A 15921-nucleotide genomic window follows, 5' to 3' on the forward strand; every position below is an offset into this window, starting at 1 on the left:
ATGTAACTTTTCGGTGCGTAATTTTATAAGTGCACACAAGAATGGCACTAATGGTGACATTCTTGTGTACAGGTCAAGGGTTATGCCTTGCTGATGATATTCCCCGCATGCAGCCCGCATTCCTTCTGCGTGGCTTCCTCCCACCACCAGCGGCCTTCGCGCTCGTGCTGGTTCGGCAATACCGGGCGGGTGCAGGGTTCGCAGCCGATGCTGATGAAGCCGCGCTCATGCAGGCTGTTGTACGGCAGCTCCAGCATGCGGATGTAGCCCCAGACTTCCTCACTGGTCATCTGCGCCAGCGGGTTGAACTTGTACAGGGTCCGTTCCGGTGTGGAGAAGGCCGTGTCGATTTCCAGCGCTGCCACCTGGCTGCGGGTGCCGGGGCTCTGGTCGCGGCGCTGGCCGGTGGCCCAGGCCTTCACGCCTGCGAGTTTACGGCGCAGCGGCTCGATCTTGCGCACACCGCAGCATTCGCCGTGGCCGTCCTTATAGAAGCTGAACAGGCCCTTCTCTTTGACGAAGGGTTCCAGCTTGCTCTGGTCCGGTGAGATCAGCTCGATGTCGATCTTGTAGAAGTCGCGCACCTGCTCGATGAACCGGTAGGTTTCCGGGTGCAGGCGACCGGTGTCGAGGCTGAACACCTTGACGTTCTTGTTCAGCTTCCAGGCCATGTCCACCAGTACCACGTCCTCGGCACCGCTGAAGGAAATCCACAGGTCATCACCGAACTGGCTGAACGCGAGCTTGAGAATATCCTGGGCGGATTTGTTGGCGTAGGTCGCGGCGAGTTCAGCGACGTCGAAGGCTTGGTTCATCAGGACGGTTCCTACAGGTCAGTGGCGCTGAGCGCTCTATAGGGGAGTGATGGTATCAAAATCCGCTCTGCGTTGCGGCGGCGAGCTTGAATCGCTAGAGTTCGGCAGTCCTTTTGCTCGCTCAATCAACAACATCAAAATGGGAGTGTCTTGTGGAAATTGCCTGTCTCGACCTGGAAGGGGTGCTGGTTCCGGAAATCTGGATCGCCTTCGCCGAAAAAACCGGTATTGAATCCCTGCGGGCCACCACCCGGGACATTCCCGACTACGACGTGTTGATGAAGCAACGCCTGCGCATTCTCGATGAACACGGGCTCAAGCTCGCCGACATCCAGGAAGTGATCGCCACCCTCAAGCCGCTGGACGGCGCCATCGAGTTCGTCAACTGGCTGCGCGAGCGCTTCCAGGTGGTGATCCTGTCGGACACCTTCTACGAATTCTCCCAGCCGCTGATGCGCCAACTGGGTTTCCCGACCCTGCTGTGCCACCGCCTCATCACCGACGAAACCGACCGCGTGGTCAGTTACCAACTGCGCCAGAAAGACCCCAAGCGCCAATCGGTATTGGCCTTCAAGAGCCTTTACTACCGTGTGATCGCCGCCGGCGATTCCTACAACGACACCACCATGCTGGGTGAAGCCGACCGTGGGATTCTGTTCCATGCGCCGGAAAATGTGATCCGTGAATTCCCGCAGTTTCCAGCGGTGCATACGTTCGAGGATTTGAAGAAAGAATTTATCAAGGCGTCGAATCGGGCGTTGAGCCTGTAAGTTTTTCAGTGCGGCGGATGGCCTCTTCGCAGGCAAGCCAGCTCCCACCTTTGGGTGGTGTGAACCCGATCAATTGTGGGAGCCGGGCTTGCCCGCGATGGGGCCTTCACAGACGCCGCAAATCTCAGATGCCAGCCAGTAAGCGCTCATAAGGAATACGCAAGCCTTCATGCAAGCGCTTGATCATCGACAAGCTCAACTTGCGCTTGTGATTGAGCACTTCGGACACTCGCCCGCTGGTCCCGATGAATGGCTCAAGATCCCGGGCGGTCATGCCCAGTTGCTCCATGCGAAATTTAATCGCTTCCACAGGATCCGAGGGCGGCATCGGAAAATGCTCTGCCTCGTACTTCTCAATGAGGACAGCAAGAATTTCCAGCTCGTCACCCTCAGGTGAGCCGATTTCCGCTCCCCATAGCTGCTCCACGCGCGCAAGTGCCGCGGTAAGGTCTTCCTGGGAATGTATAGGTTTGATGTTCATCACACGGTCTCCGCGTTGATCTGGTCGTACTGCGCGTGAGTTCCTACGAAACGTATGAACCCAAGCTGGCGCTGATAATCGATGGCCATAATGACCCGGTACTTGTTACCGCCCACGTTGAAGGCAACCCTGCCACTTTTAAGGATGCTTGCCGTTCTTAGCTCTGCTTTGAGCGCTTGCGGCGTTGGGTAAGTCGCTCTTTCCATATGGCGGTACAGCTCGACCAGGGGTGTCTTGGCGTCGGAATAGGCTGGATGGCTTTCCCAGAATATTCGTAGGGTTGAGAGAGCGATTATGCGCATCGCGACAACCTCCCAATTTGGGAGAATATAGGCGCGGCTGGATGGAGATGCAATCCCGGAAACAATTTCTGACGAGTAAGCAGTCGGTTCATGTGATCCCTCACAGACGGCTAATGGACAGTCCGAGCCGGACGCTATCGTCCGGCCCGAATACAGTCCATAAACGTTCTGATTCAGGTTTTTTCCTGTCGGCCGGCGCTGTCGACGAGAGCCAGGAGAGGCTTGGCTGCTACAGGTTTTCCAGCGTGTGTAACAACACCCGCACCTTGGTCAGCGACTCCTGATACTCCGCTTCCCACTGCGAGTCCGCCACGATCCCACCGCCGCCCCAGCAGCATACTTGGCCATCCTTCACCAGCAGGCTGCGGATGGCGATCGAGCTGTCCATCTCGCCGCGCACATCCAGATACACCAGCGAGCCGCAGTACAGCCCGCGTCGGGTCGGTTCCAGTTCGTCGATGATCTGCATGGCGCGGATCTTCGGCGCGCCAGTGATGGAGCCACCGGGGAAGCTGCCGGCGATCAGGTCGAGGGCGTCTTTGCCATCGGCCAGTTCGCCGATGACGCTGCTCACCAAATGATGCACGTTGGGGTAGCTTTCCAGGCTGAACAGCTCCGGCACGCTCACAGAGCCAGTGCGGCAGCTGCGGCCGAGGTCGTTGCGCAGCAGGTCGACGATCATCAGGTTTTCGGCGCGGTCCTTGGGGCTGGCCAGCAGTTCGGCGGCGTTGGCGGCGTCTTCGTCGGGCGTCAGGCCGCGTGGGCGGGTGCCTTTGATCGGACGGGTTTCGACCTGGCGTTCGCTGATGCGCACGAAGCGCTCCGGCGACAGGCTCAACACCGCACCGTCGTCCGGCAGGCTCTGGAACCCGGAGAACGGCGTGGGGCAAGCTTCGCGCAGGGCGCAATAAGCCACCCAAGGATCGCCGCTGCACGGCGCTCGAAAACGCTGGGCGAAGTTGACCTGGTAGCAATCGCCGGCCTGGATGTAGTCCTGGATGCGCACGATGGCCTGGCGGTAAGCTTCGGCGGTGAGGTCCGGTGCCATCGGGCCCTGAAGTGTGAAGGTTCCCGAGGTGTCGACAGTGGCCGCGCTGAACAAGGCAATCAACCGTTGCCGCTCGCTGTCGGTCAATGCCGGGTGAAACACCAGTTGACTGGTCTGCACGTGGTGATCACTCACCAACGCCCAGGCATACAGCCCGAAGCGCGCATCCGGCAGGTGCAGGTCGTCCGTGGCCACGTGCGGCATCTGTTCCAGATGGCGGCCGAAGTCATAGCTCAGGTAGCCGATCAGGCCGCCGGCAAACGGCAACTCAACGCCGACGGGTAAATCCGCCTTACCCAACTGGGTCAGGTTTTCGCGCAAGCGTTGCAGGAAATCACTACCGCTCTCGTCGGGTGATACCGTCAGGGTTGCTTGCGGCCAGGCGCTCAGCAGGTCATATCGCCCGCGCTCGGCTGCCGGTCGCCCGCTGTCCAGCAGCACGGCACCAGGCGCGTGGCGAATCGCCGCAAAATACTCGGCGGGGTTGGCCCGGTAGGGCAGCGGGTGTACGGAGCAGGTCGACATGCGAGGCGAATCAGCTATGGGCATGGAGGGGCAGGGATTGTACCGCATTCCACTGTAGGCGCCGGCTTACAGGCGACGCGGTCTTCAGCCTTCCACAGGCGGAATATGCCCAAACATTTCCTGCACAAACTTCACCCGCTCTTCTGGTGTTTCCGTCACGCCGGCGGCTTTCAGCTCTTCCAGCCGGGCTTCCACCGCATGCGTACGCAGGGTCAGGCCGCAGTCGTTGGCGATCTGGATATTCAACCCCGGCCGCGCATTCAGCTCCAGGATCAGCGGGCCTTTTTCCTGGTCGAGCACCATGTCCACGCCGATATAACCCAGCCCGCACAGCTCATAGCAGCCGGCCGCGAGTTTCATGAAACCGTCCCAGTTGGGCAGTTGCACGCCATCCACCGCGTTGGTGGTGTCGGGGTGTTTGGTGATGATGTTGTTCAGCCAGGTGCCGCGCAGTGTCAGGCCGGTAGCGAGGTCCACACCGACACCGATGGCGCCCTGGTGCAGGTTGGCCTTGCCGCCCGACTGGCGGGTCGGCAAGCGCAGCATCGCCATCACCGGGTAGCCCATCAGCACGATGATGCGGATGTCCGGCACGCCCTCATAGCTGATGCTCTTGAAGATCTGGTCGGGCACCACGCGGTATTCGATCAGCGCACGATCACGGTGGCCGCCGAGCGAGTACAGGCCGGTAAGGATGCTGGAGATCTGATGCTCGATCTCTTCATGGCTGATGATCTTGCCGGACACTGTGCGATAGCGCCCTTCAAAACGGTCCGCCACCACCAGGATACCGTCACCGCCGGCGCCCTGGGCCGGCTTGATCACGAAGTCGCTGCGCCCGCCGATGATGTCGTCGAGCTTGTCGATTTCCTTCTCGGTGGAGATCACCCCGTACATTTCCGGCACATGGATGCCGGCGGCCAGCGCACGTTCCTTGGTGATGATCTTGTCATCCACGATCGGGTACAGGCTGCGCTTGTTGTACTTGAGCACGTAGTCGGCGTTACGCCGGTTGATGCCCATGATCCCCCGCGCTTCCAGGGCCTTCCAGGTCTTCCAGAAGCCGAACATTACGAATCAGCCTTGAGGAAGGCCTTGAAACGCACCAGCTCGGTCAGGCGGTAGCCGCGATAACGACCCATGGCCAGCATGAAACCCACCAGGATCAGCAGGATCGCCGGGAAGGTAAACACGAAGTAGACCAGCTCCGGGACGCTCATGATCAGGTGCGCCAGGGACGCGGCGAACAGCGTACCAATCGCCACTTTCAACGCATGGTTGGCGCCGCGCTCTTCCCAGGTGATCGACAGGCGTTCGATGGTCATGGTCAGGATCACCATCGGGAACAGTGCCACCGACAACCCGCGCTCCAGCCCCAGTTTATGGCTGAACAGGCTGATGGCCGCGATCAGCACCACCACGAAGGTGAGCACCACCGACAGCCTCGGCAGCATCTGCAGCTTCAAGTGTTCCAGGTACGACCTAAGCGACAGCCCCAGCGCCGTGATGATTGTGAACAGCACAATCCCGAAGCCCAGCTGCGTCTCGCGAAACGCCAGGGCGATCAGTACCGGGGTGAAGGTGCCCAGGGTCTGCAGGCCGATCAGGTTGCGCAGGATCAGGATCACCAGCACGCCAATCGGGATCATCACCATGATCATGAACGTCTGCTGGGTTTGCAGCGGCAGGCCGTACAGGGAGTATTCGAGGAAGTTGGCGTCGGTGTTCTCGTCGGTCAGCTTGGCCAGGCGAATCGCGTTCATCTCGCTGTTGTTCAGGCTGAAAGTCACCATGGCCTTCTTGCCGCCATCGACGGTGATCAGGTTTTCATCACCGGTCCACCACAGCAGGCGGTCGGCGGGCAGGCCTTGTTCGCCGGTTTCCGGGTTGAAGTACAGCCAGTCATTGCCGTTGAAACTGCGCAGCCACAGCTCCGGGGTTTGCGGCTGGTCGGCCACCAGGCGGATGGTGTGGACCTTTTCCACCGGCACGTGGGCGATGGACAGCAGCAATTCGACGATCTTGGCCTTGTGCGGCGTCGACGGGTCGCCGGCCAGCAACAGCTTTACATTGTCGTCGTTGAGGTTGTTGGTGCGCTTGATGGCTTCGCTGATAAAGGTCTCGACGTCGGCCGAGTGCTGGCGGATCGGCGCCAGCAGCGCTTCGGCGGCGATTTTCTCCGGGCCTTCCACGGCGATGCTGTCGCGGAAGGTCGGGCCCTTGACCTTGACCTTTTCGCCGCTGTAACGCTTGGTGAGGACCAGGCGGTAGTACAGGGTCTGGTTGCCCTTGGCACGGCGTGCCGACCAGGTGACCTTGCGGTTGCCGTCGGTGCGGTTGACGCTCACCCCGTAGTTGTTCGAGATGAAGCTCTCGTTGAGGCTGACGAAGTCGCGGCTCAAGGGCGGCACGAACATCTGGATCTTCACCGGGTCTTTCGGGTTGGCGACGAACTCGACCTTGGCGTCGATGTTCCACAAGTCGTCGGTGGCGTCCTCGGTGACGGGGATCCCCAGCACGAAGATCTGGTAGGCGGTGACCGAAATACCCAGCACCACCAGGATGGCGATCAGGATTTTCAGGTGCAGGGTCAGAGAGCGCATTCGGTTTACTCGGCGGTATGAGCGTCGGCGGCGCAGGCGGGTTTGCCTGCTGCGTATTTAAGACTGGGGTCGACCAGCGCATCAAAGCGTTTCAGCGCTTCGGAGCCAATCAGCAGCGGATATTGGAAAGCGCTGCGGTCAGTCAAGTTCACTTCGATGCTGCGTAAAGCAGTGCCCATGCAGATATCCAGGGCAATCACCGGACGGGCGGTGTAGTTCTTGTCCTCATCGGGGTCGTAGTCACCGGCGCGGCGCTTGATCTTGCTGACGCGGGCCAGGGGGCGTTCGATGGGGTGGGAATGGGCGGTGTCGATGGCCAGGTAGAAGCGCACCCAGGATTCGCCGTTGCGCTTGAAGCGCTTGATATCACGGGCACTGAGGGACGCGGTCTTGGCACCGGTGTCCAGTTTGGCGGCGACTTCCAGGTCGATGCCGACCAATTGGGCGTACTCGTTGAGGCCATACACGGTCTTCTCGGCGGCAACGACAAGGCCCGGTGCGGTCAACAGGCAAATCAATAGAAGGAAGGGTTTGAGTCTCATAGATCCCGAGGCGGCAGTGCGATGTTCAATTCAAGGCGACTGGCATTGCTGCGCAAACTCCCTCGTATGCCGTTTCATCCAATGATGTCAGGCAAAAGTGGTGCGCATTCTAACATGATGCTTTTTTGGCGCCAGCGCTGGCAGCCGGCCATGCCCCGATAGGGTGCAACAGCGGTTATTAGACGATTGTCGACAATGTTGATTTATTCTTTGACTATCAGGGGGTGATTAGCTAGTTTTTGCCGCATTGATTTTAAAGGTGTCGACAATATGCTGGATCAGCTGGAATCCCCAGTGGTGGCGCAAGACGATTCCCAGACCATGTCCGAGAACGTCTTCCGGCGTATCCAGGCCGCCATCGTCAAGGGTGAGATCGCCCCCGGCAGCAAGATCTCCGAGCCGGAACTGGCGCGCACCTACGGCATCAGCCGCGGCCCGTTGCGCGAGGCGATCCATCGTCTCGAAGGCCAGCGCCTGCTGGTGCGCGTGCCTCATGTGGGAGCGCGAGTGGTATCGCTGAGCCACGCCGAGCTGATCGAGCTCTATGAAATCCGCGAATCCCTCGAAGGCATGGCCTGCCGCCTGGCTGCCGAGCGCATGACCGACGCGGAGATCGAAGAGTTGCGCCAGGTGCTGCACACCCACGAGCGCGACGAAGCCTTCCAGGCCGGCCTCGGCTATTACCAGCAGGAGGGCGACTTCGATTTTCATTACCGGATCATTCAAGGCGCCGGTAACCGCACCCTGACCCAAATGCTTTGCGGCGAGCTGTACCAATTGGTACGCATGTACCGCATCCAGTTCTCCGCGACCCCCAATCGTCCACGCCAGGCCTTTGCCGAGCATCACCGCATTCTGGATGCGATTGCCGATCGCGACGGTGAGCTGGCCGAACTGTTGATGCGTCGCCATATCGGCGCGTCCAAACGCAACATTGCCCGTCATTTCCCGGACGGCGCCCCCCAGACAACCACTCAGCGAGGTGAGTCATGAGTTCTAACAATAAAAGCACACCCGGCCAGCGTTTCCGTGACGCCGTCGCCAGCGAACACCCCCTGCAGGTGGTGGGCGCGATCAACGCCAACCACGCACTGCTGGCCAAGCGCGCCGGGTTCAAGGCGATCTACCTGTCGGGTGGCGGTGTGGCGGCCGGCTCCCTCGGCGTCCCGGACCTGGGCATCACTGGCCTGGATGATGTGCTGACCGACGTACGCCGCATCACCGACGTGTGCGACCTGCCGCTGCTGGTGGACGTGGACACCGGTTTCGGTTCCTCGGCGTTCAACGTGGCGCGCACCGTCAAGTCGATGATCAAGTTCGGCGCGGCCGCCATCCACATCGAAGACCAGGTCGGCGCCAAGCGCTGCGGTCACCGCCCGAACAAGGAAATCGTGTCCCAGCAGGAAATGGTCGACCGCATCAAGGCCGCCGTGGATGCGCGCACCGATGACAGCTTCGTGATCATGGCCCGCACCGATGCCCTGGCGGTCGAAGGTTTGGAGTCGGCCCTGGAACGTGCTGCCGCCTGCATCGAAGCCGGCGCCGACATGGTGTTCCCGGAAGCCATCACGGAACTGGAGATGTACAAGCTGTTCGCCTCCCGCGTGAAAGCGCCGATCCTGGCCAACATCACCGAGTTCGGCGCCACGCCGCTATACACCACCGAACAGTTGAAATCTGCCGATGTTTCCATCGTGCTGTACCCGCTCTCGGCTTTCCGTGCCATGAACAAGGCGGCCGAAAACGTCTACACCGCGATCCGTCGCGACGGTACCCAGCAGAACGTGATCGATACCATGCAAACCCGCATGGAGCTTTACGATCGCATCGACTACCACACCTTCGAGCAGAAGCTCGACGCGCTGTTTGCCGCCAAGAAATAAATGCCTGACGAACAACTGTAGGAGCCGGCTTGCCGGCGATTGCGCCTTCGAACCTGGCGCAAGCCTCAAGGGCCTATCGCCGGCAAGCCGGCTCCTACAGGGCCGCGATTAACCAAGGCCTCCTTATAAATACAAGATTGGAGAAGAGAAATGGCTGAAGCAAAAGTATTGAGTGGCGCCGGCCTGCGTGGCCAGGTGGCCGGGCAGACCGCACTGTCCACCGTGGGCCAGGCCGGTGCCGGCCTGACCTATCGTGGCTACGACGTGCGCGAACTCGCCGCCGATGCGCAATTTGAAGAAGTCGCGTACTTGCTGCTGTACGGCGAACTGCCGACCAAGGCCGAGCTGGCTGCCTACACCGCCAAGCTGAGCAAGCTGCGCGACCTGCCGCAAGCGCTGAAAGAAGTGCTGGAACGCATTCCCGCCGACGCCCACCCGATGGACGTGATGCGCACCGGTTGTTCGTTCCTGGGCAATATCGAGCCGGAAAAAGACTTCAGCGTGCAGCGCGACGTCACCGACCGCCTGCTCGCCGCCTTCCCGGCGATCATGTGCTACTGGTACCGCTTCAGCCACGACGGCAAGCGCATCGACTGCGTGACCGATGAACCTTCCATCGGCGGCCACTTCCTGCATTTGCTGCATGGCAAGCAACCGAGCGAGTTGCACGTCAAGGTGATGAACGTCTCGTTGATCCTTTACGCCGAGCACGAATTCAACGCCTCGACCTTCACTGCACGGGTGTGTGCGTCGACCCTGTCCGACCTGTATTCCTGCGTTACCGCCGCCATCGGCTCCCTGCGTGGCCCGCTGCACGGGGGGGCCAACGAAGCGGCCATGGAAATGATCGAGCGTTTCGGTTCGGCCGAAGAAGCCGTTGGAGGCACCCTCGGCATGCTGGCGCGCAAGGACAAGATCATGGGCTTCGGCCACGCGATCTACAAAGACAGCGACCCGCGTAATGAAGTGATCAAGGGCTGGTCGAAAAAACTCGCCGACGAAGTGGGCGACACGGTGTTGTTCCCGGTGTCCGAAGCCATCGACAAGACCATGTGGGAACAGAAGAAGCTGTTCCCCAACGCCGACTTCTACCATGCCTCGGCGTACCACTTCATGGGCATCCCGACCAAGCTGTTTACCCCGATCTTCGTGTGCTCGCGCCTGACGGGCTGGGCCGCGCATGTGTTCGAGCAGCGTGCCAACAACCGCATCATCCGTCCAAGCGCCGAATACACCGGCGTTGAGCAGCGCAAGTTCGTGCCAATCGAACGTCGCTGAATGGGAACACCTCGATCCCTGTAGGAGCCGGCTTGCCGGCGATGGCGGTCTCAAGGGCCTCATCGCCGGCAAGCCGGCTCCTACAGGGGAAGGGGCAGCCCTGAAACCTACCGTGACCGAGTCCTGACGATGAACACTGAATTTCGCAAACCGCTCCCCGGCAGCCGCCTCGATTTCTTTGACGCCCGTGCGGCCGTCGAGGCAATCACCCCCGGCGCCTACGCCACCTTGCCCTACACCTCCCGCGTGCTCGCGGAAAACCTGGTGCGTCGCTGTGACCCGGCCACCCTCAACGCGTCGCTGAGCCAGTTGATCGAACGCAAGCGCGACCTCGACTTCCCCTGGTTCCCGGCCCGTGTGGTCTGCCACGACATCCTCGGCCAGACCGCGCTGGTCGACCTCGCCGGCCTGCGCGATGCCATCGCCCTGCAAGGCGGTGACCCGGCTCAGGTCAACCCCGTGGTGCCGACCCAACTGATCGTCGACCACTCCCTGGCCGTCGAAGCCGGTGGTTTTGACCCGGACGCGTTCGAGAAGAACCGGGCCATTGAAGACCGTCGCAACGAAGACCGCTTTCACTTTATCGAGTGGACCAAAAAGGCCTTCAAGAACGTCGACGTGATCCCGCCCGGCAACGGCATCATGCACCAGATCAACCTGGAGAAAATGTCCCCGGTGATCCAGGTGCGCGACGGCGTGGCCTTCCCGGACACCTGCGTCGGCACCGACAGCCATACTCCCCACGTGGATGCCCTCGGCGTGATCGCCATCGGCGTCGGGGGCCTGGAAGCCGAGAGCGTGATGCTCGGCCGCGCCTCATGGATGCGCCTGCCGGAAAGCGTCGGCGTGGAGCTGACGGGCAAGCTGCAACCGGGCATCACCGCCACCGACATGGTGCTGGCGCTGACCGAGTTCCTGCGTAAACAGAAAGTGGTCGGCGCCTGGCTGGAATTCTTCGGCGAAGGCGCCTCGGCACTCACGCTGGGCGACCGTGCGACCATCTCCAACATGGCCCCGGAATACGGCGCCACCGCGGCGATGTTCTACATCGACCAGCAGACCATCGCCTACCTGAAGCTCACCGGTCGCGAAGACGAACAAGTCACCCTGGTGGAGCAATATGCTCGTCACACCGGCTTGTGGGCCGATGACCTCAAGGGCGCGCAATACGAGCGCGGCCTCACCTTCGACCTGTCCAGCGTCGTGCGCAACATGGCCGGCCCGAGCAACCCGCATGCCCGCGTGGCCACCAGCGACCTCGCCTCCAAAGGCATCTGCGGCCAGTGGGATGACGTGCCGGGGCAAATGCCCGACGGCGCGGTGATCATCGCGGCCATCACCAGTTGCACCAACACCAGCAACCCGCGCAACGTGATTGCCGCAGGCCTGCTGGCGCGCAATGCCAACAAGCTGGGGCTGACCCGCAAGCCATGGGTCAAATCGTCCCTGGCACCCGGTTCGAAAACCGTGGCCATGTACCTCGAAGAAGCGGGCCTGGGCCACGAGTTGGAGAAACTCGGTTTCGGCGTGGTGGCCTTCGCCTGCACCACCTGCAACGGCATGTCCGGTGCGTTGGACCCGGTGATCCAGCAGGAAATCATCGACCGCGACCTGTACGCCACCGCCGTGCTCTCGGGCAACCGCAACTTCGACGGGCGTATTCACCCGTATGCCAAGCAAGCCTTCCTGGCTTCGCCACCATTGGTCGTGGCCTATGCAATTGCCGGCACCATCCGTTTCGACATCGAGAAAGACGTGCTCGGCCTCGATGCCAACGGCAAGGAAATCCGCCTGCAGGACATCTGGCCGAGTGATGAAGAGATCGATGCGGTGGTCAAGGCTTCCGTGAAGCCCGAGCAGTTCCGCGCGGTGTATATCCCGATGTTCGCGATTCACGAAGACACCGGCCCGAAAGTCGCGCCGCTGTACGACTGGCGCCCGCAAAGCACCTACATCCGCCGTCCGCCGTATTGGGAAGGCGCGCTGGCCGGTGCACGTCCGCTCAAGGGCATGCGCCCGCTGGCGGTGCTGCCGGACAACATCACCACCGACCACCTGTCGCCGTCCAACGCGATCATGCTCGACAGTGCTGCCGGTGAATACCTGGCGAAAATGGGCTTGCCGGAAGTTGACTTCAACTCGTATGCGACGCACCGCGGCGACCACCTGACGGCGCAGCGCGCGACCTTCGCCAACCCGAAACTGTTCAACGAAATGGTGGTTGAGAACGGCAAGGTCAAGCAGGGTTCCCTGGCGCGGATCGAGCCCGAAGGCCAGGTCACGCGGATGTGGGAAGCCATCGAGACCTACATGGAGCGCAAGCAGCCGTTGATCATCATTGCCGGCGCCGACTACGGCCAAGGCTCGTCCCGCGACTGGGCGGCCAAAGGCGTGCGCCTGGCCGGCGTGGAAGCGATTGCCGCCGAAGGTTTCGAGCGTATCCACCGTACCAACCTGGTGGGCATGGGCGTGCTGCCGCTGGAGTTCCTGCCCGGCACCGACCGCCACACGCTGCAGATCGATGGCAGCGAAACCTACGACGTGGTCGGTGCGCGCACCCCGCGTGCGCAGTTGACCCTGGTGATCAACCGCAAGAACGGCGAACGTGTCGAAGTGCCGGTGACCTGCCGCCTGGACACCGCCGAAGAAGTGTCGATCTATGAGGCGGGTGGCGTGTTGCAACGTTTTGCCCAGGACTTCCTGGAATCGGCGGCGACGGCCTGAGGGGGTAACCATGGCACACGTAGCGCAAATCAAGATCCCCGCCACCTACATGCGTGGCGGCACCAGCAAGGGCGTATTTTTCAGCCTCAAGGACCTGCCCGTGTCGGCGCAGGTACCGGGTGCCGCACGCGACGCCTTGCTGTTGCGGGTGATCGGCAGCCCCGATCCCTACGACAAGCAAATCGACGGCATGGGTGGCGCCACATCGAGCACCAGCAAAACCGTGATCCTGGCTAAGAGTACCCGCGCCGATCACGACGTGGACTACCTGTTTGGCCAGGTTTCCATCGACAAGCCGTTTGTCGACTGGAGCGGCAACTGCGGCAACCTGTCGGCGGCGGTCGGTTCCTTTGCCATCAGCGCCGGCCTGGTCGACCCGGCCCGTGTGCCCCACAACGGCGTGGCCGTGGTGCGGGTGTGGCAGGCCAATATCGGCAAGACCATCATCGCCCACGTGCCGATCACCGACGGTGCGGTGCAGGAAACCGGCGACTTTGAACTCGACGGCGTGACCTTCCCGGCCGCCGAAGTGCAGTTGGAATTCATGGACCCGGCGGCAGAAGAAGAGGGCGGTGGCGGCTCGATGTTCCCCACCGGCAACCTGGTCGACGATCTGGAAGTGCCCGGCGTCGGCACCTTCAAGGCCACGCTGATCAACGCCGGCATCCCGACGATTTTCATCAACGCCGAAGACCTCGGTTACACCGGCACCGAGCTGCAAGGCGCGATCAACGGCGACCCCAAGGCCTTGGCGATGTTCGAGACCGTGCGGGCCCACGGCGCCTTGCGCATGGGCCTGATCAAGCACCTGGACGAAGCCGCCCAGCGCCAGCACACGCCGAAAGTGGCGTTCGTGGCCAAGCCTGCGGATTACGTGGCGTCCAGTGGCAAGGCGATCAAGGCGGGTGATGTGGACCTGCTGGTGCGTGCGCTGTCCATGGGCAAGTTGCACCACGCGATGATGGGCACGGCGGCGGTGGCGATCGGCACGGCGGCGGCGATTTCCGGGACTTTGGTCAACCTGGCGGCGGGCGGTATCGAGCGCAATGCGGTGCGCTTCGGGCACCCGTCCGGCACCTTGCGTGTGGGCGCAGAAGCCACCCAGGTAAACGGCGAATGGGTGGTGAAGAAAGCCATCATGAGCCGCAGCGCGCGAGTGCTGATGGAAGGCTTCGTGCGCGTCCCGGGCGACGCATTTTAACCCTGTAGGAGCTGGCTTGCCGGCGATGGCGGCCTTGAACGGGGCACAAGCCTCAAGGGCCCCATCGTCGGCAAGCCGGCTCCTACACAAAAGGTGGGCAATCAGACCCTCCGCGACACATCAACCCTGACCCTGAGGATGGAACAACCTAACCCACTTTGGAGTACTGCCATGAGCGCCAACGTCGACCAGAACAACCGTCCCGACTATGACCAGGTCCTGCAGGACATCGCCGACTATGTCCTCACTTACCGGATCGATTCCCAGGACGCACTGGGCACCGCCCGCAATTGCCTGATGGACACCTTGGGCTGTGGCCTGCTGGCCCTGCGTTTCCCCGAGTGCACCAAGCACCTGGGGCCGATCGTCGAGGGCACGGTGGTGCCGTTTGGCGCACGGGTGCCGGGTACGTCGTTCCGGCTGGATCCGGTCAAGGCCGCGTGGGACATCGGTTGTATCGTGCGTTGGCTCGACTACAACGACACCTGGCTCGCCGCCGAATGGGGCCATCCCTCGGATAACCTTGGCGGCATCCTCGCCGTGGCCGATCACCTGTCGCAAAAACGCGTGGCCAATGGCGATGCGCCGTTGACCGTGCGTGCGGTGCTGGAAGCGATGATCATGGCCCACGAAATCCAGGGTGTGATTGCCCTGGAAAACTCCTTCAACCGTGTTGGCCTCGACCATGTGCTGTTGGTGAAAGTCGCCTCCACGGCGGTGACCGCCAAACTGATGGGCGCCAACCGCGAGCAACTGCTGGCGGCCTTGTCCCATGCGTTCGTCGATGGGCAGGCGTTGCGCACTTATCGGCATGCGCCGAATGCCGGTTCACGCAAATCCTGGGCAGCGGGGGATGCGTCGAGTCGAGGCGTACGCCTGGCGGATATCGCCTTGCGCGGCGAGATGGGCATTCCTGGGGTATTGAGCGCGCCTCAATGGGGGGTCTATGACGTGCTGTTCAGCCACACCAACAAGGACCTGGCGCTCAAGCCGCAGGACAAGCGCGCGTTCAGCCTGTCCCAGCCCTACGGCACGTATGTGATGGAAAACGTGCTGTTCAAGATCAGCTTCCCCGCCGAGTTCCACGCGCAAACTGCCTGCGAAGCCGCTGTGACGTTGCACCCGTTGGTGAAGGAGCGTCTGCATGAAATCGAGCGCATTGTGATCACCACCCATGAGTCGGCGATTCGCATCATCTCCAAGGTCGGCCAGTTGGCCAACGCGGCCGACCGCGACCATTGCCTGCAATACATGACCGCCGTGCCGTTGGCGTTCGGCAATCTGGTGGCCGAGCAATACGAAGATGAGTTCCACGCCACGCATCCGATCATCGACGAACTGCGAGACAAGATGGTCATCGTCGAAGACCCACGCTACAGCCGTGAATACCTGGAGGCCGACAAGCGCTCCATTGCCAACGCCGTGCAGGTGTTTTTCAAGGACGGCAGTAGCACCGAGCAGGTGGCGGTGGAGTACCCGATCGGCCATCGCCGCCGCCGGGTGGACGGCATTCCATTGCTGGAAGACAAGTTCAAGGCCAACCTGGCCACACGGTTTACCGCGCAGCGCAGTGCCGAGATTTTTGCGTTGTGCAAGGACCAGGCACGGCTTGAGGCCACCCCTGTCAATCGGTTTGTGGACCTGTTCGTGATCTAAGCCGTTACAGGGTCAATGTGGGAGCTGGCTTGCCTGCGATAGCATCACCTCGGTTTGCCTGAGGCACCGAGTTGCCTGCATCGCAGGCAAGCC

14 protein-coding genes are annotated in these 15921 nt (G+C 61.7%); 7 read left to right on the forward strand and 7 right to left on the reverse strand.

The window, feature by feature from the left end:
- Positions 1-80: 80 nt before the first annotated feature.
- On the reverse strand, positions 81-815 hold the full coding sequence (locus BM70_RS0100635; RefSeq protein WP_025854206.1) for a phosphoadenylyl-sulfate reductase: 735 nt from the start codon (positions 813-815) through the stop codon (positions 81-83).
- A 152-nt stretch (positions 816-967) separates the two neighbouring features.
- On the opposite strand from BM70_RS0100635, the gene thrH reads away from it, so the two are divergent.
- Positions 968-1585: a bifunctional phosphoserine phosphatase/homoserine phosphotransferase ThrH gene (thrH, locus tag BM70_RS0100640; protein WP_025854207.1), complete on the forward strand. Its 618-nt coding sequence runs from the start codon at positions 968-970 to the stop codon at positions 1583-1585.
- Positions 1586-1709: 124 nt separating this feature from the next.
- Here the strand turns inward: thrH and BM70_RS0100645 are convergent, their stop codons facing one another.
- From BM70_RS0100645 to BM70_RS0100670, 6 genes are all read right to left on the reverse strand, one after another.
- A complete protein-coding gene (locus BM70_RS0100645) occupies positions 1710-2066 on the reverse strand; it encodes a type II toxin-antitoxin system HigA family antitoxin (protein WP_025854208.1) in 357 nt (118 codons plus the stop codon).
- Positions 2066-2368, reverse strand: a complete 303-nt coding sequence (locus tag BM70_RS0100650; protein ID WP_025854209.1) for a type II toxin-antitoxin system HigB family toxin — start codon at positions 2366-2368, stop codon at positions 2066-2068. Before BM70_RS0100650 ends, BM70_RS0100645 begins: the two co-directional genes overlap by 1 nt.
- A gap of 229 nt (positions 2369-2597) precedes the next feature.
- On the reverse strand, positions 2598-3941 hold the full coding sequence (pabB, locus tag BM70_RS0100655) for an aminodeoxychorismate synthase component I (RefSeq protein ID WP_025854210.1): 1344 nt from the start codon (positions 3939-3941) through the stop codon (positions 2598-2600).
- Positions 3942-4025: 84 nt separating this feature from the next.
- Entirely contained in the window at positions 4026-5012 is a 987-nt protein-coding gene (locus BM70_RS0100660; protein ID WP_016979244.1) for an alpha-L-glutamate ligase-like protein, read from the reverse strand.
- Positions 5012-6544 carry an inactive transglutaminase family protein gene (locus tag BM70_RS0100665; RefSeq protein WP_025854211.1) on the reverse strand — a complete coding sequence of 511 codons (1533 nt, stop codon included), beginning with the start codon at positions 6542-6544 and terminating at the stop codon, positions 5012-5014. Before BM70_RS0100665 ends, BM70_RS0100660 begins: the two co-directional genes overlap by 1 nt.
- A 5-nt stretch (positions 6545-6549) precedes the next feature.
- Entirely contained in the window at positions 6550-7086 is a 537-nt protein-coding gene (locus tag BM70_RS0100670) for an ATP-dependent zinc protease (RefSeq protein ID WP_025854212.1), read from the reverse strand.
- Positions 7087-7356: 270 nt separating this feature from the next.
- On the opposite strand from BM70_RS0100670, the gene BM70_RS0100675 reads away from it, so the two are divergent.
- The 6 genes from BM70_RS0100675 (at position 7357) to prpD (ending at position 15828) form a co-directional block, all read left to right on the forward strand.
- Complete coding sequence (locus BM70_RS0100675) at positions 7357-8079, forward strand: GntR family transcriptional regulator (RefSeq protein WP_025854213.1); 723 nt, start codon at positions 7357-7359, stop codon at positions 8077-8079.
- On the forward strand, positions 8076-8969 hold the full coding sequence (gene prpB, locus BM70_RS0100680) for a methylisocitrate lyase (protein ID WP_025854214.1): 894 nt from the start codon (positions 8076-8078) through the stop codon (positions 8967-8969). The genes BM70_RS0100675 and prpB overlap by 4 nt, the downstream gene beginning before the upstream one ends.
- A gap of 150 nt (positions 8970-9119) precedes the next feature.
- Entirely contained in the window at positions 9120-10247 is a 1128-nt protein-coding gene (gene prpC, locus BM70_RS0100685) for a 2-methylcitrate synthase (protein ID WP_025854215.1), read from the forward strand.
- 129 nt (positions 10248-10376) lie between these two features.
- Entirely contained in the window at positions 10377-12971 is a 2595-nt protein-coding gene (gene acnD, locus BM70_RS0100690; RefSeq protein WP_025854216.1) for a Fe/S-dependent 2-methylisocitrate dehydratase AcnD, read from the forward strand.
- 10 nt (positions 12972-12981) lie between these two features.
- Positions 12982-14172 (forward strand): 2-methylaconitate cis-trans isomerase PrpF, encoded by a 1191-nt coding sequence (gene prpF, locus BM70_RS0100695; protein ID WP_025854217.1) that lies wholly within the window; start codon positions 12982-12984, stop codon positions 14170-14172.
- A 171-nt stretch (positions 14173-14343) separates the two neighbouring features.
- Positions 14344-15828 carry a 2-methylcitrate dehydratase gene (gene prpD, locus BM70_RS0100700; protein WP_025854218.1) on the forward strand — a complete coding sequence of 495 codons (1485 nt, stop codon included), beginning with the start codon at positions 14344-14346 and terminating at the stop codon, positions 15826-15828.
- Positions 15829-15921 lie beyond the last annotated feature (93 nt).

Origin of the sequence: Pseudomonas sp. CHM02 (assembly GCF_000612585.1) — a bacterium.
GTDB lineage: Bacteria > Pseudomonadota > Gammaproteobacteria > Pseudomonadales > Pseudomonadaceae > Aquipseudomonas.